Below are 22,467 nucleotides of genomic sequence, written 5' to 3'. Positions count from 1 at the left end.
AAATGAAAGAATTAGGTAAGAAATTAGAAGAACGTTTTTATCGCTATGTGGCTATTGAAAGCCAAAGTGATGCGGCAAGTTCTGTTGTACCAAGCACAGAAGGCCAGCGTGAACTGGCAAATCTTCTGGCGAAAGAATTAGAGAGCTACGGCTTGAAAGATGTGTATGTTGATGAACATGCCATTTTATATGGAATGCGCCCAGGTAATAAACCCAATGCCCCTAAAATTGGTTTTGTGGCTCACTTAGATACTGTTGATGTCGGTTTATCTCCGGTGATCAAGCCGCAAACCTTGAAGTATGAAGGTGCGGATTTATGCCTGAATGTGCAGGAAGATGTGTGGTTTAAAACCGCGGAACACCCGGAAGCCGCCGCTTATGTGGGCGATGAAATTATTTTCAGTGACGGCACCAGTGTTCTGGGCGCGGATGATAAAGCGGCCATTACCGTTGTCATGGAGCTGATGGATAAACTGCAAAACGCAGATTTTGATTGCGGCGATATCTATGTGGCGTTTGTGCCAGATGAAGAAATTGGTCTTCGTGGCTCCAAAATCATGGATCTTTCTCGCTTCAAAGTGGATTTTGCTTACACCATCGATTGCTGTGCGCTCGGAGAGGTGGTTTTTGAAACCTTTAATGCGGCTTCTATTGAAGTGGAAATTAAAGGGATCACCGCTCATCCAATGTCAGCGAAAAATGTATTGTTAAACCCAATTCGTGTGGCACATGATTTTATTGGTTGTTTCGATCGTTTCGATACGCCGGAACACACTGAGCACCGTGAAGGTTACTTCTATATCACAGATTTAGCGGCAAACCCGAATGAAGCAAAAATCAAAATGGCGATCCGTGATTTTGACCGCCCAAGTTTTGAAGCTCGTAAGCGTTTCATTGCTGAAAGTATTGAACTGATTCGTACTCGTCATCCACGAGCGAAAGTGGAATTCAAAATAGATGATGTGTATAGCAATATCAGCGATTCAATCGGTGAAGATCGTACAGCGGTAGATATTATTCTCGAAGCGTTAAAAATTCATAATATCGAGCCAAATATCATTCCAATGCGTGGAGGCACTGACGGTTCAGCGCTGTCTGCTCGCGGAATTGTGACACCAAACTATTTTACGGGTGCGCATAACTTCCATTCTCGCTTTGAGTTTTTACCAATAACTTCATTTGAGAAGAGCTATTTAGTGTCTGAAACTATTTGCCGCCTTGTTGGGCAAAAGTAGTTCATACTGGATTTAGCTTTAGCTCGTTAAAAGTCAGAGTATTAAAACCGATAGCTGCTAATTATTTAGCGGCTATTTTTTTGAAAGAAACTCATTCAAGTTTTAAATGTTAATTAATGAATTATAACTAGAATAATAGTTTTAAATATTGATTTAAAAAGAAGATATGACTTATTAATTTTTTCATTTATTATCATCCCATTATGGCTGCAAGTAATAGGAGAGGTATTTGATTAATATAATAATTATTGATGATAGTAATATTTCGATTCGAGGTATTGAAGCGATACTCACTCGAAATACTCGCTATAAAGTTGTCGCAACGTTTCCTTCTTTAGATCCGGTGATCACGTGGAACCGGCAAAATAAAGCAAATATTATTTTGATTAATCGAGAACATTGCCATTTCGATTCATTGAAAACCTTCACGACAATCCGTCGTACTCAACCTGATGTAGGGCTCATTATCTTCAATGTGCGTCATAATGATATGTTTGTTGTGAAAGCGTTGGATATTGGCATTTTTGGCATACTGAGCGCTAGTATTGCAGAAGAAGAGCTAATTGAAGCCTTGCAAATCGTGAATGCGCGTCAACGAATTATCTCTCCTGATATTGCTCAACAACTGGCTTTACAAAGATTAAATCAACGTGAACAGCTAGATATATATGAATTGCTTTCCGCAAGAGAGCTGGAAATTATGCTCATGATCACCAGAGGGCTTCCGGTTAAGCATATTGCGGAGTCATTATCTTTAAGCCCTAAAACGGTAAATACCTATCGATATCGAATGTTTGGTAAACTTAATATCAGTAGTGATGTAGAATTAACACATATAGCAATCGGTTATGGTTTAATCACCGCAAAACAGGGTTCATCAGGGTGGAACAACAGTTTGATCCAAAAGTTTTCTTAAAAACAGTCACAAACCAACCCGGCGTTTATCGCATGTATGACGCTGGGGGAACCGTGATTTATGTTGGGAAAGCGAAAGATCTGAAAAAAAGGTTATCGAGCTATTTCCGTGAGAATGTCGGTAGCCGTAAAACAGAGCAACTCGTCAAGCATATCGCCTCTATTGATGTGACGGTAACCCATACCGAAACTGAGGCGCTACTGCTGGAACATAACTATATAAAGCTGTATCAGCCTCGTTATAACGTCTTGCTACGAGATGATAAATCTTATCCTTATATTTTTCTGAGTAGCGAAACACATCCTAGAATTTCAAGCCACCGAGGTGCGAAACATGGGAAAGGTGAATATTTCGGTCCATTCCCAAGTTCTTATGCGGTACGTGAAACCTTAGCGGTTATGCAAAAGCTGTTTCCCATTCGCCAGTGTGAAGATAGCGTTTATAGAAACCGTTCAAGACCTTGTTTACAGTATCAAATTGGTCGTTGTTTAGGACCTTGCGTGAAAGGTTTAGTGACGGATGAAGAGTATGATCAGTAAGTCAACTATGTCCGTCTGTTCTTAACGGGGAAGGACAAGCAAGTCTTAACTGGGTTAGTCGAGCGCATGGAAAAAGCTAGCCAAGAGCTACGTTTTGAGGATGCTGCACGTTTTCGTGACCAAATTCAAGCCGTGCGTGCGGTAACAGAAGAGCAATATGTGTCAGGCGGTGATGATGACCTCGACGTTATTGGAGTCGCATTCGATTCTGGATTAGCTTGTGTTCATGTTCTATTTATTCGCCAAGGAAAGGTTTTGGGCAGTCGCAGCTACTATCCAAAAATTCCGGCGGGGACTTTATTAGAAGAAGTAGTGCAAACCTTCTTAGGGCAGTTCTATTTACAAGGCAGTGAAAATCGCACATTGCCAGGGGAAATATTAATTGATTTCCCATTGACGGAAAAAGAGTTACTGGCGGAATCGTTGTCTGGCATTGCCGGTCGTAAAATTAATATTCAAAGTCAGCCACGAGGCACCCGTGCTCGTTATTTAAAACTGGCTCGAACCAATGCATCCATTGCGTTATCTACCAAACTGGCGCAGCAGTCGACGATTCAACAACGCATGGCTGCGCTGTCAAAAGTCGTGAATATAGAAAATATTTCGCGCATGGAGTGTTTCGATATTTCCCACACGATGGGCGAGCAAACCGTGGCTTCCTGCGTGGTGTTTGATAAAACGGGTCCTGTGAAATCAGAGTATCGTCGATATAATATTACGGGGATCACGCCTGGGGATGATTATGCGGCGATGCACCAAGTGCTGACTCGCCGTTATGGTAAACATCTGGATGAGAGCAAAGTTCCCGATATTATCTTTATTGATGGTGGTAAAGGGCAGCTGAGTCAAGCGCGGGATGTCTTTGATTCACTTGAAGTGGATTGGGATAAAAACCATCCTTTATTAATTGGGGTTGCTAAAGGTAGCGATCGTAAAGCTGGGTTGGAAACGTTGTTTTTAAAACCCGAAGGTGAAGGTTTTGCGCTTCCGCCTGATTCGCCAGCATTACATGTGATCCAGCATATTCGTGATGAGTCGCATAACCATGCGATTACGGGGCATCGCCAGCGCCGCGCGAAAGTGAAAAATACCAGTGCGCTTGAATCTATCGAAGGCGTAGGGCCAAAACGTCGCCAAATGTTATTGAAGTACATGGGAGGATTACAACCTTTGCGTAATGCGAGCATAGAAGAGATCGCAAAAGTGCCCTCGATCTCATACGCGCTGGCAGAAAAGATTTATAATGCATTGAAACAGTAGATATCTTAGGGCAACATACTAAGGTATCCGTCTTGGACAAAGAGTTAGTGAGCGCGATGAAATTAAATATACCAACGTGGTTGACCTTATTCCGTGTCATCCTGATACCGTTTTTTGTATTAGCGTTTTATCTTCCTGTCAGTTGGGGACCTTTTGCTTGTGCGCTGATTTTTGTGATCGCCGCTGTGACGGATTGGTTCGACGGATTTTTAGCGCGTCTATGGAAGCAAACGACCAAGTTTGGTGCTTTCCTCGATCCTGTTGCAGACAAGGTTATGGTTGCGACAGCATTAGTCTTAGTGACTGAAAGTTACGATGTTTGGTATGTAACGTTACCCGCAGCAACCATGATTGCCCGTGAAATCATTATCTCTTCACTCAGAGAGTGGATGGCAGAAATTGGTAAGCGCAGCAGTGTGGCTGTTTCTTGGATTGGTAAGTTCAAAACTACCGCGCAAATGATGTCGCTGGTGGGCTTATTATGGCGTCCAAATCCGCTGATCGAACATCTGTCTATTGCACTTTTATATGTGGCTGCAATTCTGACTTTCTGGTCAATGTTCCAATATTTAAAGGCTGCGTGGGGCGATTTGAGCGAAGCGTGATCGAAATGATTGAAAAAACAGCGAACGATCCAATTATTTCAATAATTGTATTGACTCGATAGGTGAAATCAGTAGAATGCAACGCATCGAACGGCAACGTGGTTTACGAAAATAAATAAGTAAATCAGCCAGTTTGAGAGCAGAAACTGAAAAGTGAAGCTTAAGCGGGAATAGCTCAGTTGGTAGAGCACGACCTTGCCAAGGTCGGGGTCGCGAGTTCGAGTCTCGTTTCCCGCTCCAAATCTTGAAAAAGACTAGGGTGTAAGGCGCGTTAGCAAAGCGGTTATGCACCGGATTGCAAATCCGTGTAGCTCGGTTCGACTCCGGGACGCGCCTCCAAATTCTAGCCCAGGTGGTGAAATCGGTAGACACAAGGGATTTAAAATCCCTCGGCTGTAAGGCTGTGCGGGTTCAAGTCCCGCCCTGGGCACCATATTTAGTGAATGGACCAATAGGTCCATTTTACTTTAAAGATTTAAACTAGTTAGTTAATAAAACTTAGCTACTAGATAAGCAGTAAAGCAGTATTAAAAATTTGGCCCAGGTGGTGAAATCGGTAGACACAAGGGATTTAAAATCCCTCGGCTGTAAGGCTGTGCGGGTTCAAGTCCCGCCCTGGGCACCATACAAAACTTAACTGAATTTAATCAGTAAGTTAGAAAAAGAAGAAGCCACCCATTGGGTGGCTTTTTTGCGTTTGAATATAAAAATAATTATTGGCTCTTCAATGGATTTTACGAATCCAATTTTTTGTCATTTTTCTCCCATTTTTATCAAGATCCCGAAAGACTAAGTAAAAATAAGTAAGTCAGACCTATCCCACCCTGAACTGTGCCAATATCTGCGTTTTAGAAAAAGGAGAGGGTGATGTCTAATATGAAAACTGAAATTGTGGTTGTCCGCTTAACCAAGCATGAGCGTGCGATGTTAGATGCGATAAAGACCACGCCATTACTTGCTGATTGGTTGAAATCGCTCGCTTTTTCTCAAGTGGAACAGCACGAAAAGAGTCAAAATCCTAAATAAACTGGTCTGTTCACTATGTTTCTTGCCTATACATCTTAAGTATAAGATGAATATCAGGTATATTAGTGTTCGATTGTAAGCTACCAAGAAAAATTACTATGATTATCAAACCTAAAATTCGTGGTTTTATCTGCACTACAGCTCACCCAGCAGGCTGCGAAGCCCATGTTCGTGAGCAAATTGCCTATGTGAAATCTCGTGGTGAACTGAAAAATGGACCGAAAAAGGTTCTGGTAATTGGTGCATCCACTGGTTATGGTCTGGCTTCACGCATCAATGCGGCTTTTGGCAGCGGTGCAGCGACCATCGGTGTTTTCTTTGAAAAGCCGGGCAGTGAGAGCAAAACAGGTTCCGCAGGCTGGTACAACGCCGCTGGTTTTGACAAAGCAGCGAAAGAAGCGGGTCTGTATGCGAAAAGCATCAACGGTGATGCATTCTCCAATGAATGCCGTCAAACCGTAATCGACTTGATTAAACAAGATTTAGGTCAAATCGATTTAGTGGTTTATTCACTGGCTTCTCCAGTGCGTAAAATGCCTGAAACGGGTGAAGTTGTACGTTCAGCATTAAAACCAATTGGTGAACCGTACAAATCTGTTGCGCTGGATACCAACAAAGATGTGCTGATCGAAGCCGTTGTTGAACCTGCCAACGAGCAAGAAATCGAAGACACCGTGAAAGTGATGGGCGGTCAAGATTGGGAATTGTGGATGAACGCATTAGCGGATGCTGGTGTTCTGGCTGACAATGCTCAATCCGTTGCTTACTCCTATATCGGTACTGATTTAACGTGGCCAATCTACTGGCACGGTACATTAGGTAAAGCGAAAGAAGATTTAGATCGCGCAGCCCATGCTATCAATGAAAAAATGGCGAAGAAAGGCGGTTCCGCACATGTTGCTGTACTGAAATCTGTGGTCACTCAAGCATCTTCAGCAATTCCTGTAATGCCTCTTTATATCTCAATCGTGTTCAAAATCATGAAAGAGCAGGGCATTCATGAAGGTTGTATCGAGCAAATTCAACGTCTGTTCGCAACTAAATTATTCAGCGGTGAAACACCAGAAACTGACGAGAAAAACCGTCTGCGCCTGGATGACTGGGAACTGCGTGATGATGTGCAAGAAACTTGTCGTCAAATCTGGAAACAGCTTAACGACGACAACATCAATGCACTGACTGATTATCAAGGCTACAAAGCTGAATTCTTACGTTTATTCGGATTTGGCTTAGATGGCGTTGATTACGAAGCAGACTTAAGCGGCGAAGCTAATTTTGAAGTGAAAGAATTAGTTTAATAGATAGCTATCTATTTCGCTGAAAACCCCGAGCACTGGTAAACCGGTTCTCGGGGTTTTATTTTTTTCGCTCTAGGATAATAATGACCAAATTGGCTTTTCATGGTGAGCCTCAAAAAGGGAGAGCAGGGATGTTGATTGTAGAAATGTTAAGTACCGGTGATGAAGTGCTGCATGGGCAAATTATTGACACCAATGCGGCGTGGCTAGCGGATTGTTTGTTCCAGCAAGGATTACCGCTGCATAGCCGTACAACGGTCGGTGACTCTCTTGATAGCTTAGTGGAAACATTTATTGAGCGTAGCCATCATGCCGATGTGGTTATTGTTAATGGTGGATTAGGCCCTACGAGTGATGATCTCAGTGCGTTAGCGGCTGCAACGGCTGCGGGTGTACCGCTTGTTGAGCATCCTGAATGGATTGCGGTAATGGAGAGCTATTTCACTGCTCGAGGGCGCGAAATGCCGGCAACTAATCGTAAGCAGGCCATGTTACCCGCCAATGCCGAACTTATTGATAATCCAGTGGGAACTGCTTGTGGTTTTACGCTGTATCTTAATGATTGTTGGTTCTTTTTTACACCGGGCGTCCCTTCTGAGTTTAAAGTTATGATCAATGAACAGATCATTCCTCGTTTACGTCAAAAACTTACGTTACCAGAGCCACCTATTTGTTTACGTCTAACCAGTTTTGGTCGCAGTGAAAGCAGTCTTGCAAGGCAGTTTGACCCAATTGAGCTACCAAAAGAGTGTGTGTTGGGTTACCGTTCTTCAATGCCAATCATTGAATTAAAATTGACCGGACCTGCAAATCAACGCGATGCGATGGAGCAAATCTGGCAAGTCGTGAAAGCGGGTGTTGGTGACAATAAAGTATTTGAAGGTACCGAAGGTATTGGCGCGTTAGTGCGAGAATCACTTGAACAACAACAGCTTTCAGTTGTGACACACGAACAGTTCAGTGCCGGCTTACTCTATTGGACATTGAATGCAGCAAAAGTGCCTGTCACTCAAGGAAATATTGAAAAATTAGCGACGCATTCAGATTTGGCAGCCTTAGTCCAAACTGCAAAGAATAATCGGTCGCTAAATCAGCGTGAGATTGGTTTAGTCATTGGCGAATATTATGATGGAACTTTATCTTTAGCATTATCCACCCCAACAGGCAGTTATGCTCAGTGTGTAAATTATTTACCTCGCAATCACTCAGAACTGGAAAAACAGCAGGTTAGCGTGATGTTGATGTTGGATATGTTATCTCGTTGGCTAGATGGTCGCCCAATCATTGGGGATTATGAATGGTTAGAGCAAATTCAAGTGATGGAAGTTAACTAAAGTAATTAATGTACCGCTAGGATTATTTGCAAAACCACCCTCAATGAAAAGAGGGTGGCTAATATCTATTATTCAGTGGGTGAGATAGTTTCAATCATAAAATTAAGCCCAGAGATCCCTTTTTCACAGGCTTTATCTTGAAAAACAGAAGGGGCATTTTCAATTTTACGTTTTAATGCGGTAATTTGATTGGCATAAATATCTGCGCCTGCAATGTCTGGGTTATCTTTCAAATATTCGATAAACACATCCACATTCTGATAAAAATAGTCGCAAGGTTTATCTGTGACATCAATCTTAGACAGATTTTTTAAAGAATCAGGTAAAATATTATCTTTGGCCAACTCAATATATTCACCATCTTTTACTTGTTGAATTGCGTTATCCACCTTCGCTTTTAAATTAAATAGCATCACAGCGACAGAGATCAGCACAACGAGTAAAACAGCATTTGCGGCTAAACTAATACTCAGTAAATATTTTTTCATTTGCTCCCTCAAATTAGTCTCAATAACTGATGAATAATGTAAGAAATTTAAATTTTCTACTTAGTAATTTAGCAGCAATGATTCTAGCTGTAACTAAGACAATCCTTGAAGCTTAGCAAGTCATCACGTATTTATTTTATGCCGTTTTGTGCCTTTCAATAGTGGAGTGCTTTAATGGGAGCAATTGATACGTTATGATCATACCAATTTATAGTCATAACCAATTTATGTTAAGTTAGATTTTTAGCACATTATTTAACGAAAAGCTGAATACGTGAACGGCAGTTTAAAGGAAATTCAATGGACAATATCACGATTAAAAATGTTGAAGAGATAGAATTAATGCGAGAATCTGGTCGATTGCTTGCTAGCGTTTTTAAAATGTTGGATGAGTTTATTGTTCCCGGAATATCCACAATGGAAATTAACGACAAAGTCGAAAGCTATATTGTGAATGAACTTCAAGCGCGTCCTGCTAGTAAAGGCCAATATGGTTATCAATATGTTCTAAATACATCAATTAACGAAGTCGTGTGCCATGGTGTGCCAAAAGTCGATGAAATCTTAAAGCCAAAAGATATTATTAATGTGGATATTACCCTTGAGAAAAATGGCTTTATTGCTGACTCAAGTAAAATGTACGTGATGCCAGAGGCTTCCCCACTTGCCCGAAAATTAGTGAAAGATACCTATAATGCAATGTGGGAAGGGATCAAGCAGGTAAAACCAGGTGCTACGTTAGGTGATATTGGATCAGCTATCCAACATCATGCGGAATCAAACGGTTATAGCGTTGTTCGTGAATATTGTGGGCATGGTATTGGTCGAAAAATGCATGAGGATCCGCAAGTATTACATTATGGAACCCGTGGACGCGGTTTGGTTCTAAAAGAAGGTATGACATTCACCATAGAGCCAATGATCAACCAAGGTGGCATGAAAATAAAAACAAAAAAAGATGGTTGGACGGTCGTGACGCGAGATAAAAAGCTTTCTGCGCAGTCGGAACACACCATCTTGGTCACTAAAGATGGTTATGAAGTACTGACTTTGCGTGACGAAGAGCGCTAATTCGATTTAGTTCTAATACAGTTTTGCAAATCGCCATATTCACCATAAATGGAATATGGCGATTTTTTTCATTAAATTTAATACTTAAATTCTGAAAATATTCATTTATTGATGTCATTTCAACTTGGGTTATCGTTATTGGGTAACAGATCTGAAGCTTATTACTAAAATACCCACCAAAAAGGTAATTTACATAGATATTCCGCATTTGATCGTGTTATATATCGGCAAATAAACTTTTTTGGTGCCACGCATGTTTAACCTCTCTGAGTTAATTAACGATACGCCCATTGATTCTATTCTTTTATTTATTGTCACCTTCGTTTTATTAATTATTTCTGCGTATATTGGAAAATATATTTTTAAACGCCGCAGTGCTCATGAAGAGCTAGCGGATGATGAGGCAAAAATTATTTTAGGCGCGATTTTGTCGTTATTGGGTCTGTTGATTGGCTTTGTATTATCGATTTCCATCAATGGTTATAACAACCGCCAGCAAACAGAAGAAAACGAAGCAATTGCGATTGGAAATGCTTATCAACGAGCACAATTACTCAGCGGTGATGAACGAGCAGAAGCCTCATTGCTTATTCAACAATATCTTGAAGCGCGCATCGAGTTTTTTAAATCGGGAGTGAGTGATGAAAACAGCCAATGGCGGATGACATCTCTGACTAAACAAGGGCAACTCTGGGAAATCGGTGTGAAACAGGCTCAAGAATCGCCGAACCCTGTGGTCTCTTCAGTTTTATCGGCGTTTGGTGATTTATATGTTTCTCAACAAAAAACTATGGCTAGCTGGCGACACCAAATCCCGAATGCTGCTTGGTTCTTACTGATATTTTTCGCTGTCTGCTCGAATGTCTTGATAGGTTATAACATTCGAGGAACAAAAGGTAAAAACTGGCTTATTGTTATTCTGCCATCTTTGACAACATTGGCGCTGTTTATGATTGCAGAAATTGATATCCCAGGAGAAGGGGTGATCCATGTTACGCCGGATGATTTACTTTTATTGCAGGACTTCTTATTTAAGGATGGTGCTTGGCTGGGAAAGTAAGTTAGGCAGTGCAGGAATGATGGAAAACCCTCTGAGTATAAACTCAGAGGGTTGAAGGATTATCGAACGATAATACCTAATAAAATTCCGATAGCGCCGAAGTCAGCGTCACTAAAGGTCGTATTTGCAATACCGATGTCGCCGAGGACTGGCAGTAAGAATACAGGTAAGAAGGTAATTAACAGACCTTGAGCAAAGGCACCAAGGATAGCACCACGGCGTCCACCCGTAGCGTTACCGAATACCCCAGCCGCCGCACCTACGAAGAAGTGTGGTACAACTCCCGGAATAATTACCGTCATGTTCAGTGCATACAAAACAAACATGCCTAATACACCCGCTGCAAAGCTGCTTAAGAAGCCAACTAACACAGCATTCGGTGCGTAAGGGAAGACCACTGGGCAGTCTAATGCAGGTTTTGCATTTGGCACTAATTTATCAGAGATCCCTTTAAATGCAGGAACGATCTCGGCAATAACCATACGCACACCTTGCAGAATGATGTAAACACCCGCTGCAAAAGTAATAGATTGCATCAACGAGAACATGAACCAGTTTTTACCACCGCTCACTTCACGAACAAAATCACTGCCTGCAAACAAACAAGTAATGATAAAGATGATGAACATAGTGAACGAAATAGCGACAGGTGTATCACGCAGGAACAGTAAGCTTTTTGGCACATTCATATCTTCAGTAGAATGTTCTTTATTACCAAATTTGCTACCGATAAAGCCCGCTAACACATAAGATATCGTGGAGAAGTGACCAATTGCTACATCATCAGAACCGGTGACTTTTTTCATGTACGGGTGTGCAATCGCAGGGAAAAACACCATACAGAAACCAACAATTAGTGAACCGACAGCAACGAGCATAGTTCCTTCCATACCTGCGGTCGCTAAGATAACCGCAATCATCATGGACATGAATAAAGTATGGTGACCTGTCAGGAAGATAAATTTCCATGGGGTCAGGCGAGCAATCAAGATATTGATTAACATCGCAAAGAACATGATCATTGCCATTTCACGACCGAAGCTTTTTTGTGCAATAGACACGATTGCTTCGTTGTTCGGCACGACACCATTGATACCAAATGCGTGTTGAAAAATTGCGGAAAAATCACCTAAAGAACTGACAACTAACCCTGCACCGGCGCCTAAAATTACAAAACCCATGATGGTTTTGATGGTGCCTTTAATGCATTCAGTAACAGGTTTCTTTTGAGCAATCAGACCGATAAGTGCGATCAGGCCGACGAGTACCGCCGGTTCAGAAAGCACATCTTGCATCAGAAAACGAAAGAATTCCATGAAGCCTCCGGTTACATCGCGCCGAGTTTCTGTAAAGCCACGCTCAGACGTTCTTTCATCGCGACTTTATCAATCATATTTTCCAGAGCAACAATTTCACCGCCAACTTGTTGAGCAACTAATTGTTCTGCGATATCTGTAGTGCCGACAAAAATATCGCTGACAGTACCTTTGGCTGAACCTAAGTCAACGTGGTCAACATCAGCCGCAACTTGTAGGTCTTTTAAAATTGTCTTGATGCTCATTTCCATCATTAGACTTGTACCTAAACCATTTCCACAAACAACAGTGATTTTCATAATATTTACCTATGACTCAATTATTCATATTTAGCGATGATGTTAAGGATGTCATCTACGTTTTCTGATTGCATGATGCTATCAATATCTTCTTGGTTATCAAAAAGTTCAGCCAGTTTTGCAATCGCACCGATATGGCTGTTGCTGTCTGTTGCTGCAAGAACAATCAATAACTTAATTGGATCGTTACCTTCTGAACCAAACTCAACCCCTTGTTTGATGACGGTTAAACCAAGAGATAACTGGTTAACTCCGTCTTCAGGGCGGGCATGTGGCATTGCAATACCTGGGCCTAATACATAGTAAGGGCCGATTTTTTCGTGGGATTGAATGATGGCATCAATATAACGAGGTTCGATGAACTTATTATTAATTAAGGGATTACAGGCAATTTTTATTGCATCACGCCAGTCATTGGCGCTGTCAACCACCTGAACCACATTCGGGGTTAGTAACGTAGTTAGCATTGGTTTGGCTCCTGGTAAAAAAGAAATTCTATTAGATGTTTTAGTAATGGAATGAATAGTAGTGATCTATGGTAGCGCTATCTAGCTGAATTATTCATTTTCGTGATAGCGCTATCATTTTGGCTAAATATCGTTAATAAAATCATTTTTAGTGCATTTGGCAGTTAATTAACAAATCGGAGCTGTGATAAGTTATCGTCGTTGAATAATAAGTTTAGACGAAACAAAGTAATTTCATGCAGAAAACCCGAAAAAGAAAGAATACAGGCAGAGTCACATTACAAGACGTCGCGAAATATGCGGGAGTCGGTTCAATGACGGTATCGCGTGCTTTGCGGACACCGGAGTTAGTCTCGGATAAATTGAGGGAGAAAATCAATGAAGCTGTTGAGGAGCTCGGTTACATTCCCAATTCCGCTGCGGGCATTTTAGCGTCAGGTCAAAGCCGAACAATTGCAGTATTGATCCCATCATTACGAGACAATGCAAGCTCAGTTTTTCTGCAAGCTTTACAAGAAGTCTTGAATAAAAATAATTATCAAGTGGTGATTGGTAGTCACGATTATCAGCATAAAAAAGAGTCTGAGGTGTTACTCACGCTGTTGCAAAGTAGCCCTGCCGCATTAGTGATTTTTGGTGCAATGAATTCTGAAAGTGCCTTGGGGACTCTGAATAATTTACCTATCCCCGTAATTAACGTGACGGGGGATCCTGCTCATCGCTTTACACTCAATATAAAAAACAATTTAGGTGAAGCGGTTAGTTTTCTTACACACTATTTGCTGCAAAAAGGTCACCAGCGCATTGGCTATATTGGTGCACAAATGGACAGCAAAATGCAGGGGCAACAACTGAGTGGTTGGAATAACACACTGTTAAAGAATAACTTAAGTGCTGAGCAAAGTATTACGACGCCGTATGTGGCCACCATGGACTTTGGTCGGCAGGCGATTAGTGAAATGTTGACCCGTCAACCAGAATTAGAAGCCGTGATTTGTAGCCATGAAATGATAGCGTTAGGGGTCATGTTTGAATGTCAGCGGCGCCTAATCAAAATTCCGAAGATGTTGGCAGTGGTGTGCGTTGAAGGGTCGGAAAATTGTGATCATATTCATCCATCGCTCACATCAGTGCGCATTGATTACAGTAAAATGGCGCGAGAGACCGCGAAAAAACTCTTAAAATGGTTAGGGGATACGGAAGAAAGTTTTGCCGATGTTCAGGATGAAATTGTCTTCCCTTATAAATTTGAGGCAAGACAAAGTGGCTAGAAATCAATGTATTTGTTGCACTATATTGTGTATTCGGTCACAGAATCACGTAAAGGTCAAAAGTTATTTTTAATCTCGAAATAAGAATGCTGTAGAGGTCACTGTTTATTTATTCTTCTGTGCTAATTTCCTCCTTATATCTATCGTGCATGTTCGGATTTTACGCAGAGATAGATGCTTTGTTTAACTTGAGATAGTTATTACACTGGGGATAAGTACATTATGAAATCAATAAAAACACTCGTGTCTGCCGCAATTTTAGTTTCGTGTGGTGCGACAGCGGCAACAACAGGTTCTGAAGTTTTAATGGTACAAAATGGTGGAACGCCGAATAAGGTGTATTCTGCAAATAAACCAACGATCAAAGTTGCTACTTATAATATTGGTAAAAATGAGTTGGCGGCGGATGTCGCTAATTTAGATGAATTGAGCAAAGCGATCGCTAAGATTGATGCGGATGTTATTGTCTTAACTGAAATTGACAATAAAACTGCACGTAGTAAGAAAGTGAACCAACTAGAGGAAATTGCCAAAGCAAACAAAATGGATTTTGCGTTTGGTAAGGCACTCGATTTTGATGGTGGTGAATATGGTGTAGGAATTTTATCAAAATATAAAATTGAGAAATCCCAAGTTGTGAATTTACCATCAGGCGGAGCAGAGCAGCGAGTGGTATTATTATCACAAATTACAAAACCTGGTTTTGACTCACCCATTATTATCATGGGAACTCACTTAGACTGGCAGAAAGATCCTACCATCCGCATAGGTCAAGTTCGCCATATTCTCGATGCGACGATTGGTGATACCGAAACAGGTTTTGATAATATTGCTGCCTCCATCAAAATCCTCGCAGGGGATTTTAACTCAACCGCAAAAGAGCAACCTATTCAGGAAATCAGCTATTTTTGGGATCCAGTTGAGAAAAAAGGGGTGAATTATCGCACATGGCCTGCTGTTAACCCTGCCATAGATATCGACCATATCTTTACCTATAAAGGTCAGGTTTGGGATGTGAAAACCATGACAATTCCAACAGACAGTAAAGACTTTCAATGGTCAAAAGTCAGTGACCATTTGCCGGTTATTGCAGAACTTGAGTTACAAGAACAGTAGTTATTGGGATAGTGGACAGGCCTCTATTTGAGGTCTGTTTTTATTAGAATCACTTACTTTTGCAGTAATTTTTGGCGCTGAATATAACGGACTTGAGCTATCCCTAAGTACTCTTCAATAGCGGCGTAAATGCGTGAGCTTAATGCGTGAAAATCCGCTTCATTTTCTAAGGCGGGTTTAGTTAATATAATGAATTCATACATAAATTCTTTAATTGTCGAGAATTTATTGGCGACGTTTTCATAGTAATATTGATAAACATAGGACTCTTGAGAATGGCTGAGTTCGGTATTATTTTTGATGTTGTTGGTTGCCAACAACAGTAGCTGAGTATTTGTCATTGTGAGCCCTGTTTTGTTTTTTTGACCCGTTTTTGGTTTTTCAACCTGATATCGGTTTTCGATTTTTTAACTTATTTTCGATGCTGGAAATAGTACACAAGTTAATATAAATATTTTATCAAAATTAGTCGGATAATTTTAGTTTTTGGTTTTTAAATTAAAGGTTAAATAGCATTGTACATTATATCATTATGTTAGCGATTTATTTCACTGAAAGAACATTGCAGAATGAAAATCATAATCTAATTTATTTAAATGTTAATAATTTTCTATCATATTAAAATATATGAATATAGTCATTATTTTGGGTTTTGCTGCTAAGTAGCTTTGCTTTCCCCCTATATTTCACGGGCTTTTTGTGTGTTTTTTGTTCGGTGAGTGAAAGTGTTAAAATAAAGTATCATGTAATTCTTAAAATTGTTTATCATTGGATTTCCCTATTAATAATATAGGCGATTTCGCTCAATTAAATTATATTAATGTATTTTATTTGATTAAATAAACCTATTTAATTTCTCCCTAATAAAAAAGGGAATAAGATAAACTTATTCCCTTGATAATATGCTGAAATACAATATTTAACCTTTCAATTCTCTAGCACATTGTTGTAAATGCTGGAAAGAAGTGAACCGAGTTTGATGATGTAATTTAAATTGCTCATTAGGCTGATATGTTAAATCAATATTTGCAAATTGAGCCATTGCTTGTGCAACATTCTCACAAACACCTCCTGCGACAGCACCCAAAATAGCAGAGCCCAGTAATACTGGTTCATCCGCTTGAGTTGAAATCACAGGAACACCACAGGTATCCGCTAGAAGTTGGCGGATCAGAGGGTGCTGACCAGCACCACCACTGATAGCGATGTTTTGGATAACGGCGCCTGATTGCGCCTGAGCATCAATAATTTGTCGCAATCCATAGCCAATACTGCAAACGCCAGCGGTATAGAAGGCAAGTAAGTTATCAAAGCTGTTATCCATGGTTAAGCCCGCTATGATGGCTTTCGCGTGGGGATCGGCGAAGGGGGCTCTATTGCCTAAAAATTCAGGAACAATATGAATACCTTTAGCTAATTCAACTGCTTGAGATGGGGTACCTGATTTTTCTAATACCTTATCCGCCAGCATAACGGGTAATGGTTTGCTTTGCTCTTTTGCCATCACTTTGGCTTGTGTAGCCATCGGATGTAACGAAAGTAGTTGGTCAATTGCCGCACCGGCAGCACTTTGTCCCCCTTCGTTGAGCCACATTCCCGGGACCATTGCAGAATAATAAGGTCCCCAAACACCAGGGATAAACACCGGGTCTTGGGTGGTGGTCATCGTGCAGGAAGACGTACCGAAAACATATGCCATATTTGCAGTAGCATCACCATTCACCCCAACTGTACCAATTCCACCAGCATGAGCATCAATCATCCCTGCGGCAACTGGCGTCCCAACCAACAGTCCCATTTGTTCAGCCGCTTGGGCGGTTAAGCCGCTTCCGTTTGGTGTGCCTGGTTCGACAATTTCTTGACCAATGCGAGCAAAGTTTTCGTCCGCTAATTCAGCGAGACCAATTTGGCGAAAATAATCAGCATCCCAGCGTTTTTCATGTGCCAAGTAAGTCCACTTACAGGTTACTGTGCATGTAGAGCGCGCTAAAGAGCCTGTTGATTTCCACGTTAGGAAGTCTGCTAAATCAAAGAATTGCCACGCATTATCATAAGTTTGGCGGCGATTTTCTTTTAACCAAAGAATTTTTGGGGTTTCCATTTCAGGAGAAATTTTCCCCCCAACATAATTCAATACTGGATGTTTTAGGCTATTGATGCGCTCAGCTTGTTCTGTGGCGCGGTGATCCATCCAAACAATAATATTGCGTTCAGGATCCTCACTCGGGCTGACAGAAATAGGTTGCTGGTTTTTATCTAAAACAACCAGAGAGCAGGTCGCATCAAAACCAATTCCTGCGACACGTTTCGCATCAATCTTGGCATTTGCCATTGCATGTTTCACACAATAACAAACGGCATTCCAGATTTCGTTACTTGATTGCTCTACGAAATTGGCTCCATCACGGTAGAGCGTAATATCGTGTTTAGCTGACGCAAGCATGTTGCCATGCAGATCAAAAATACCTGCACGGGCACTGCCTGTACCGACATCAATACCAATGACGACGTCGTCATTTTTACTTTGCGTAGGGCTGTTCATATGTCCTCTCACAATCTTTATGGTTATCGGTAAAAACTAGAGGTCAACACTGTTTGGCAGGATCACAAGATCACGGATGGTGATATTTCTTGGACGAGTCAGCATAAAGAGAACCGCTTCAGCGACTTCGATAGGTTGCATTAAGCTGCCATTAGCTAATGCTTCTTCCATTTTTTCTTTTGGCCAGTCATCCAGTAATGCAGTGACAACAGGACCTGGTAATACTGCCCCAACGCGAACTCCGTGTTGGGACACTTGGCGGCGAGTTGAATGGACAAACGCTTGAACTGCAAATTTAGACGCGGTGTAGATAGGCTCCCAAATCACGGGCACCATACCTGCGATTGAGCTAGTAAACAGGACATCCCCTGATTTTTGCTCAATAAAGTGTGGGAGAACGGCGCGTACACTGCGAAATGCGGCATTGATGTTGAGGTTTAATACTTTATCCCAAACATCTGGGTCGCCTTCTGCGACAGGACCACCGATATAAGCACCTGCGTTAGCGTGGAAAATATCTAGGCGACCCGCTTTGGCTAAAATGGCGTCCAACATGCCATCCACTTGTTCTGGTTTCATTAAATCAACAACCAGAGGAATAGCATTGTCGCCTAATTCGGCAACTAACTGATTTAATCGCTCTTCGGCACGGTCAATTAAAACAACTTTCGCGCCAGCTTTGAGTAGGGTACGTGCGCACTCAAGTCCAATACCAGAAGCCGCACCTGTGATGGCGGCAACTTTGTTTTCTAATGAGATAGCCATGATGTTCACTCCGGATAAGTTAGTTAATCAATAGGGAAGTCAAACTGAGTATTAGAAATTAATTTAATTTTAATAAGTTACGAGGGGATTTGGCGGAATGTATTCAGTGAGTGAGAATGCAGGCAAATCGCCATATCAACTCGATTCTAGGTTAATTTCGATGTCGCTCAATCGATGGAGCAGTATTGCGACTTTTACGCTTTGGTGTCAAGCTAGGAAAAAATGGAGGCATAAATTTGTGAGCAAGATCAGACAAAACAAGAAAACCACGATCTATGACCTTGCAGAATTGGCAGGGGTTTCAGCCAGTGCCGTTAGCGCTGTATTAAATGGAAATTGGCAAAAAAGGCGTATTAGTGCTCAATTAGCTGAAAAAATTATGCGAATAGCGCAAGAGCAAAACTATTCGGTGAATAAGCAAGCGAGTCTATTACGCAGTAATAAATCCAAAATTATTGGGATGTTGGTTCCTAAATATGATAACCGTTATTTCGGGTCGATTGTGGAGCATTTTGAGGAGATGGCGCGTGAACGCGGGTTATTTCCTATCATTACCTGTACACGCCGTGATCCCCAATTAGAGTTAGAAGCCGCAAAGGCAATGCTTTCATATCAAGTGGATTGGTTGATTTCAACTGGGGCAACCGATCCTGATAAAATTACGCAAATCTGCCACGCATCAGGTGTGCCGACACTCAATTTGGACTTACCTGGTACATTGGCTCCTTCGGTGATTTCCGATAACTATCAAGGTGCAAAGCAGTTAACGCTCAATATTTTACAGAAAAGGCAGCAACGAGCCGCATCCTCAGAATCGCTGGTGTTTGTGGGGGGACGGGAAGAGGAGCATAACACTCGAGAGCGAATTCGAGGGTTTATCGATGCTCACAATTCTTTGAATATAGAGGTTCCTCAACACCATATTTTGACTTGTGGTTATGCACCAGAAAAAGCCGAACGAGCACTCTCCATATATTCTTCCCAGCATTCGTTGTTACAAAAAGGAACACCTCCAGACATTGAACTTTGTGGGTTGTTTGTCAACTCGACCATTTCATTGGAAGGGGTGATGAGGTGGTTAATGAAAGAAGGTCATACGGGTGCGCATCAGCCGCCGATGGGATGTTTTGACTGGGATCCATTTGTTGCATTACTTGGGAATGATATTGAGATGGTTAAACAGGATGTTCCCGCTATGCTAGAGCAAATTTTCGCCTTGATAGAATCGGGAGAAAGCCAGCCTCAGCTGATTGAGGTGATGCCTGTCATGATAGGAAAAACAGAATAAAATAAAATCAGGCTTAAAGCAGAAATGTTAAGCCTGATTTGGTCTACTTAATATTTTTATTTAATGCTTTTATTTAAAGCATCTAAACGCAATTGATGGCGCTGATTATAAAATTTTACGTAGGTTAAATACCCCGCCAAAATCGTGGAGAGACTTGCCGTCGCTAATAGCATAAATGTCACCATAATTTGGTATTTAACAGCCTGCAAAGGATCGACCCCCGCAAAAATTAGCCCTGACATCATACCGGGCAAGCTCACTATCCCAACCGTCTTGGCGGAATCCACCGTAGGAATTAATGACGCTCGAATACTTTCACGAATAATCGAGGCAGAAGCAATTTTAGGTGTGGCGCCCAAGCTGAGCATTTCTTGAATTTGCTGTTGTTGGCTATTAAAGCGCTGTCCTAAGTTATTGAAGCAGAGTCCGACGGCAATCATGGCATTCCCGGCAATCATCCCTGTAATTGGAATCACTTGCATTGGGGTAAACGCGATAGCTTCAGTGAGAATTAATACTAGCAAGGTTAAAAATGTGCCTGAAGTAATCGCAATTAACGCGGTTGGAAATAGTTTATCGAGGTATTTACTACGTTTTTTCGCATTCCAGGCGGCGTTAAAGCAAATAAATAGCACCAATAAAACAGTGAGTGCCTTATGGTCAACGTGGAAAATATATTTGAGGATATAACCCGCAATTAATAGCTGAACAATGGCGCGGCACGTACTCCAAATAATATCTTTTTCAAGAGAGAGCTTCTCTTTATGGCTAATAAAAATAGCTACTAAGACTAACATGATAGAAAATGCGAGCGACTCATTGGAAATAGTAGGTTGATGCACGATTAATTCCTATTTTTCGCTATGGTGTACGGGAAGGGTAATAATATCGTCAGCATGGCCAATTTCATCTTGGTCATGAGTCACCCAGAGGACGGCAATATTATTCTTGACCGCTAATTGATGAATAAGCTCATTCACTTTGATTTTATTTTGTTCATCTAAGGCACTAGTAATCTCATCCAGTAATAAAATTTGCGGCAAGAATTGTAAATTACGGATCAATGAGATTCGCTGTTTTTCGCCGCCTGAAAGCTCATTAATGCCTTTTTCTAGGATGGTATCAGGTAGTGAAAAATAGCTTAAATCATCGAGGATTTTTTGTTTATCAAATGGTTTATTCCGTATTTGATAAGGAAAAAAGAGATTGTCATACACGGTATTACCAAAGAGTGTGGGCGTTTGAGTGCAATAGGAGACTTGTTGACGATATTTCTCTGGTGCAATTGCGTTGATATTTTCGCCAGCAAATAGAATTTCACCGCAACTTGGCGGGATGAGTGAAGAGACAATTTTTAATAATGTACTTTTGCCACAACCAGAAGGACCCGTGATCAATTTAAATTCACCTGGGTATAGGTCAATCTGCACATTATCTAAAATTATCTTCTGACCAACCTGAAAACCGATATTCTTAAGCTGTAATAAAGGCTGTTTTGTTTCCATATTTGACCTAATCCATCTAATTCTATTATCGATATTACGGATATTATGCGCCAATTTAGGGTAAATAGACACCGCGTTATCTGGAATAGGTTTGGCAAATTAGATTTGCATGAAGAAAATAGTTGCCTTATTATTTTAATCAACGTCTCGTTAGGAGATGGCATTCCTCCTAGTTTAACCGTCCTTGATGTGGACTGATGATGCCTACGTAAACCTTTTCATTTGAATGGGCGCGTAGGTTATGTGCCCGAATTTAGGGCATAAATGTCTGCAGGAGATTTTCCTTGCATTTATTCCCATCTAACTTGTAAGGAAAGTGGTAATGTATGCATCCCTCATTTCTATTGCTTTAGGTTCCGTTTTAGGTGGCTGGTTAAGATGGTTGATTGGCTTAAAACTGAATAATCTGCACCCTCACATTCCATTTGGTACTGTTTTCGTCAATTTAGTTGGCGGCTTTATCATTGGTTTTGCTGTCTCTTACTTTGCGAGCGCCAATATTAACCCTGCTTACAAACTGTTTATTGTTACAGGCTTTTGTGGGGCGTTTACGACGTTTTCAACATTTTCGTTGGAGGTGTTGGTGATGCTGCAAGAAGGGAAATTGGTGGTGGCATTTAGCACGATCGCGATTCATGTTCTCGGGGCTTTATTATTTACGCTGCTCGGTATGTTGTGCCATAACATGCTTTCTCAAGGATAATAGATTTTAATTAAGTATTTATTTTCCACCGATTATTTTCGTACGATTAATAGCCTATCCCTAAGTGTGAATAGGCTATTTTTGTTTCTATTTTGAGCAAAAAAAGAGAATCACGAAATAAAGCAGAATATGTTACCAATGGTGATAATGATGAATTTTTATCGTGATATAACTGCATCAAAATTGTGAATGCATAAAAATATATTTCAGGGCAATAGATTATAAATTTATCGTTTTCCCTAAGCTGAAAAAGTATGAATTATCATCGAATATAAAGCATAAAACATATCCTATTAAAAACGGAGCTGAATACGAAACTATCGCTCTGCATTTTCATTATCTTCCCTCATATATGACTTTTTA

The 22,467-nt window shown here is 41.0% G+C and carries 21 protein-coding genes, 4 tRNA genes, 1 pseudogene and 1 riboswitch; of the genes and pseudogenes, 17 read left to right on the top strand and 9 right to left on the bottom strand.

Annotated features, from left to right (window positions below):
• The first annotated feature begins 2 nt into the window (after positions 1-2).
• The 11 genes and pseudogenes from pepT to GKR61_RS16895 all read left to right on the top strand — a co-directional run bounded on the left by pepT (position 3) and on the right by GKR61_RS16895 (position 8,213).
• The gene (pepT, locus tag GKR61_RS16945) at positions 3-1,235 is read left to right on the top strand and encodes a peptidase T (RefSeq protein ID WP_154600274.1); all 1,233 of its coding nucleotides are present in this window, start codon (positions 3-5) and stop codon (positions 1,233-1,235) included.
• Positions 1,236-1,464: 229 nt separating this feature from the next.
• Positions 1,465-2,151: a LuxR C-terminal-related transcriptional regulator gene (locus tag GKR61_RS16940; protein WP_036951262.1), complete on the top strand. Its 687-nt coding sequence runs from the start codon at positions 1,465-1,467 to the stop codon at positions 2,149-2,151.
• Positions 2,118-3,950: pseudogene (gene uvrC / locus GKR61_RS16935) on the top strand (excinuclease ABC subunit UvrC). Before GKR61_RS16940 ends, uvrC begins: the two are co-directional and overlap by 34 nt.
• Before the next feature lie 56 nt (positions 3,951-4,006).
• The gene (gene pgsA, locus GKR61_RS16930) at positions 4,007-4,555 is read left to right on the top strand and encodes a CDP-diacylglycerol--glycerol-3-phosphate 3-phosphatidyltransferase (protein WP_006657588.1); all 549 of its coding nucleotides are present in this window, start codon (positions 4,007-4,009) and stop codon (positions 4,553-4,555) included.
• Positions 4,556-4,719: 164 nt separating this feature from the next.
• A tRNA-Gly gene (locus GKR61_RS16925) sits at positions 4,720-4,795 on the top strand.
• 25 nt (positions 4,796-4,820) lie between these two features.
• Positions 4,821-4,894: transfer RNA gene (locus GKR61_RS16920), tRNA-Cys, on the top strand.
• Between the two features lie 7 nt (positions 4,895-4,901).
• Positions 4,902-4,988 (top strand) — tRNA-Leu (locus tag GKR61_RS16915).
• A 105-nt stretch (positions 4,989-5,093) separates the two neighbouring features.
• A tRNA-Leu gene (locus GKR61_RS16910) sits at positions 5,094-5,180 on the top strand.
• A gap of 242 nt (positions 5,181-5,422) precedes the next feature.
• On the top strand, positions 5,423-5,581 hold the full coding sequence (locus GKR61_RS16905; protein ID WP_036953708.1) for a hypothetical protein: 159 nt from the start codon (positions 5,423-5,425) through the stop codon (positions 5,579-5,581).
• A 98-nt stretch (positions 5,582-5,679) separates the two neighbouring features.
• Entirely contained in the window at positions 5,680-6,879 is a 1,200-nt protein-coding gene (gene fabV / locus GKR61_RS16900) for an enoyl-ACP reductase FabV (protein WP_036953705.1), read from the top strand.
• Between the two features lie 131 nt (positions 6,880-7,010).
• Positions 7,011-8,213, top strand: a complete 1,203-nt coding sequence (locus tag GKR61_RS16895) for a nicotinamide mononucleotide deamidase-related protein YfaY (protein ID WP_036953711.1) — start codon at positions 7,011-7,013, stop codon at positions 8,211-8,213.
• A 68-nt stretch (positions 8,214-8,281) separates the two neighbouring features.
• Here the strand turns inward: GKR61_RS16895 and GKR61_RS16890 are convergent, their stop codons facing one another.
• Positions 8,282-8,701, bottom strand: a complete 420-nt coding sequence (locus GKR61_RS16890) for a hypothetical protein (protein WP_154600273.1) — start codon at positions 8,699-8,701, stop codon at positions 8,282-8,284.
• Positions 8,702-9,001: 300 nt separating this feature from the next.
• On the opposite strand from GKR61_RS16890, the gene map reads away from it, so the two are divergent.
• Together map and GKR61_RS16880 are read left to right on the top strand one after the other, a co-directional pair.
• Positions 9,002-9,772, top strand: coding sequence for a type I methionyl aminopeptidase (gene map / locus GKR61_RS16885; RefSeq protein ID WP_036953699.1), 771 nt, complete (start codon positions 9,002-9,004; stop codon positions 9,770-9,772).
• Between the two features lie 253 nt (positions 9,773-10,025).
• Positions 10,026-10,832 (top strand): bestrophin-like domain, encoded by an 807-nt coding sequence (locus GKR61_RS16880; protein WP_036953694.1) that lies wholly within the window; start codon positions 10,026-10,028, stop codon positions 10,830-10,832.
• Positions 10,833-10,891: 59 nt separating this feature from the next.
• On the opposite strand, the gene GKR61_RS16875 is transcribed toward GKR61_RS16880, so the two are convergent.
• Genes GKR61_RS16875 through GKR61_RS16865 form a run of 3 tightly spaced genes read right to left on the bottom strand, consistent with a single transcriptional unit; the run spans position 10,892 to position 12,914 of the window.
• On the bottom strand, positions 10,892-12,148 hold the full coding sequence (locus GKR61_RS16875) for a PTS ascorbate transporter subunit IIC (RefSeq protein WP_006659411.1): 1,257 nt from the start codon (positions 12,146-12,148) through the stop codon (positions 10,892-10,894).
• Between the two features lie 11 nt (positions 12,149-12,159).
• Positions 12,160-12,447 (bottom strand): PTS sugar transporter subunit IIB, encoded by a 288-nt coding sequence (locus tag GKR61_RS16870; protein WP_006659412.1) that lies wholly within the window; start codon positions 12,445-12,447, stop codon positions 12,160-12,162.
• 20 nt (positions 12,448-12,467) lie between these two features.
• Positions 12,468-12,914 carry a PTS sugar transporter subunit IIA gene (locus tag GKR61_RS16865; RefSeq protein WP_036953691.1) on the bottom strand — a complete coding sequence of 149 codons (447 nt, stop codon included), beginning with the start codon at positions 12,912-12,914 and terminating at the stop codon, positions 12,468-12,470.
• Between the two features lie 236 nt (positions 12,915-13,150).
• Here GKR61_RS16865 and GKR61_RS16860 point away from each other — a divergent pair, with 236 nt between their 5' ends.
• A complete protein-coding gene (locus GKR61_RS16860) occupies positions 13,151-14,185 on the top strand; it encodes a LacI family DNA-binding transcriptional regulator (RefSeq protein WP_154600272.1) in 1,035 nt (344 codons plus the stop codon).
• A 222-nt stretch (positions 14,186-14,407) separates the two neighbouring features.
• Complete coding sequence (locus GKR61_RS16855; RefSeq protein ID WP_036953685.1) at positions 14,408-15,301, top strand: endonuclease/exonuclease/phosphatase family protein; 894 nt, start codon at positions 14,408-14,410, stop codon at positions 15,299-15,301.
• A gap of 53 nt (positions 15,302-15,354) precedes the next feature.
• Here the strand turns inward: GKR61_RS16855 and GKR61_RS16850 are convergent, their stop codons facing one another.
• The 3 genes from GKR61_RS16850 to GKR61_RS16840 all read right to left on the bottom strand — a co-directional run bounded on the left by GKR61_RS16850 (position 15,355) and on the right by GKR61_RS16840 (position 18,608).
• Complete coding sequence (locus tag GKR61_RS16850; RefSeq protein ID WP_036953682.1) at positions 15,355-15,642, bottom strand: hypothetical protein; 288 nt, start codon at positions 15,640-15,642, stop codon at positions 15,355-15,357.
• Between the two features lie 578 nt (positions 15,643-16,220).
• On the bottom strand, positions 16,221-17,843 hold the full coding sequence (locus tag GKR61_RS16845; protein WP_036953679.1) for an FGGY-family carbohydrate kinase: 1,623 nt from the start codon (positions 17,841-17,843) through the stop codon (positions 16,221-16,223).
• Between the two features lie 36 nt (positions 17,844-17,879).
• A complete protein-coding gene (locus GKR61_RS16840) occupies positions 17,880-18,608 on the bottom strand; it encodes an SDR family oxidoreductase (RefSeq protein WP_036953676.1) in 729 nt (242 codons plus the stop codon).
• Positions 18,609-18,846: 238 nt separating this feature from the next.
• Between GKR61_RS16840 and GKR61_RS16835 the strand changes: the two genes are divergently transcribed.
• Positions 18,847-19,896, top strand: a complete 1,050-nt coding sequence (locus GKR61_RS16835; RefSeq protein WP_036953673.1) for a LacI family DNA-binding transcriptional regulator — start codon at positions 18,847-18,849, stop codon at positions 19,894-19,896.
• Positions 19,897-19,952: 56 nt separating this feature from the next.
• On the opposite strand, the gene fetB is transcribed toward GKR61_RS16835, so the two are convergent.
• Positions 19,953-20,738: an iron efflux ABC transporter permease subunit FetB gene (gene fetB, locus GKR61_RS16830; protein WP_036953670.1), complete on the bottom strand. Its 786-nt coding sequence runs from the start codon at positions 20,736-20,738 to the stop codon at positions 19,953-19,955.
• A gap of 9 nt (positions 20,739-20,747) precedes the next feature.
• Complete coding sequence (gene fetA / locus GKR61_RS16825) at positions 20,748-21,401, bottom strand: iron efflux ABC transporter ATP-binding subunit FetA (RefSeq protein WP_108479036.1); 654 nt, start codon at positions 21,399-21,401, stop codon at positions 20,748-20,750.
• Positions 21,402-21,545: 144 nt separating this feature from the next.
• Positions 21,546-21,615, top strand: a riboswitch (Fluoride riboswitch).
• Between the two features lie 108 nt (positions 21,616-21,723).
• On the opposite strand from fetA, the gene crcB reads away from it, so the two are divergent.
• Positions 21,724-22,104, top strand: coding sequence for a fluoride efflux transporter CrcB (gene crcB / locus GKR61_RS16820; RefSeq protein WP_006659423.1), 381 nt, complete (start codon positions 21,724-21,726; stop codon positions 22,102-22,104).
• Positions 22,105-22,467 lie beyond the last annotated feature (363 nt).

Origin of the sequence: Providencia sp. wls1916, assembly GCF_009706585.1 — a bacterium.
GTDB classification, from domain to species: domain Bacteria; phylum Pseudomonadota; class Gammaproteobacteria; order Enterobacterales; family Enterobacteriaceae; genus Providencia; species Providencia lanzhouensis.
The sequence above is the reverse complement of the archived record's forward strand: the minus strand, read 5'-3'. Positions and strand labels throughout refer to the sequence as shown.

Coding starts and splice junctions, on each gene's coding strand:
- pepT (WP_154600274.1), top strand. CDS start 3: ATGAAAGAATTAGGTAAGAAATTAGAAGAACGTTTTTATCGCTATGTG.
- pgsA (WP_006657588.1), top strand. CDS start 4,007: ATGAAATTAAATATACCAACGTGGTTGACCTTATTCCGTGTCATCCTG.
- GKR61_RS16905 (WP_036953708.1), top strand. CDS start 5,423: ATGTCTAATATGAAAACTGAAATTGTGGTTGTCCGCTTAACCAAGCAT.
- fabV (WP_036953705.1), top strand. CDS start 5,680: ATGATTATCAAACCTAAAATTCGTGGTTTTATCTGCACTACAGCTCAC.
- GKR61_RS16895 (WP_036953711.1), top strand. CDS start 7,011: ATGTTGATTGTAGAAATGTTAAGTACCGGTGATGAAGTGCTGCATGGG.
- GKR61_RS16890 (WP_154600273.1), bottom strand. CDS start 8,701: ATGAAAAAATATTTACTGAGTATTAGTTTAGCCGCAAATGCTGTTTTA.
- map (WP_036953699.1), top strand. CDS start 9,002: ATGGACAATATCACGATTAAAAATGTTGAAGAGATAGAATTAATGCGA.
- GKR61_RS16880 (WP_036953694.1), top strand. CDS start 10,026: ATGTTTAACCTCTCTGAGTTAATTAACGATACGCCCATTGATTCTATT.
- GKR61_RS16875 (WP_006659411.1), bottom strand. CDS start 12,148: ATGGAATTCTTTCGTTTTCTGATGCAAGATGTGCTTTCTGAACCGGCG.
- GKR61_RS16870 (WP_006659412.1), bottom strand. CDS start 12,447: ATGAAAATCACTGTTGTTTGTGGAAATGGTTTAGGTACAAGTCTAATG.
- GKR61_RS16865 (WP_036953691.1), bottom strand. CDS start 12,914: ATGCTAACTACGTTACTAACCCCGAATGTGGTTCAGGTGGTTGACAGC.
- GKR61_RS16860 (WP_154600272.1), top strand. CDS start 13,151: ATGCAGAAAACCCGAAAAAGAAAGAATACAGGCAGAGTCACATTACAA.
- GKR61_RS16855 (WP_036953685.1), top strand. CDS start 14,408: ATGAAATCAATAAAAACACTCGTGTCTGCCGCAATTTTAGTTTCGTGT.
- GKR61_RS16850 (WP_036953682.1), bottom strand. CDS start 15,642: ATGACAAATACTCAGCTACTGTTGTTGGCAACCAACAACATCAAAAAT.
- GKR61_RS16845 (WP_036953679.1), bottom strand. CDS start 17,843: ATGAACAGCCCTACGCAAAGTAAAAATGACGACGTCGTCATTGGTATT.
- GKR61_RS16840 (WP_036953676.1), bottom strand. CDS start 18,608: ATGGCTATCTCATTAGAAAACAAAGTTGCCGCCATCACAGGTGCGGCT.
- fetA (WP_108479036.1), bottom strand. CDS start 21,401: ATGGAAACAAAACAGCCTTTATTACAGCTTAAGAATATCGGTTTTCAG.
- crcB (WP_006659423.1), top strand. CDS start 21,724: ATGTATGCATCCCTCATTTCTATTGCTTTAGGTTCCGTTTTAGGTGGC.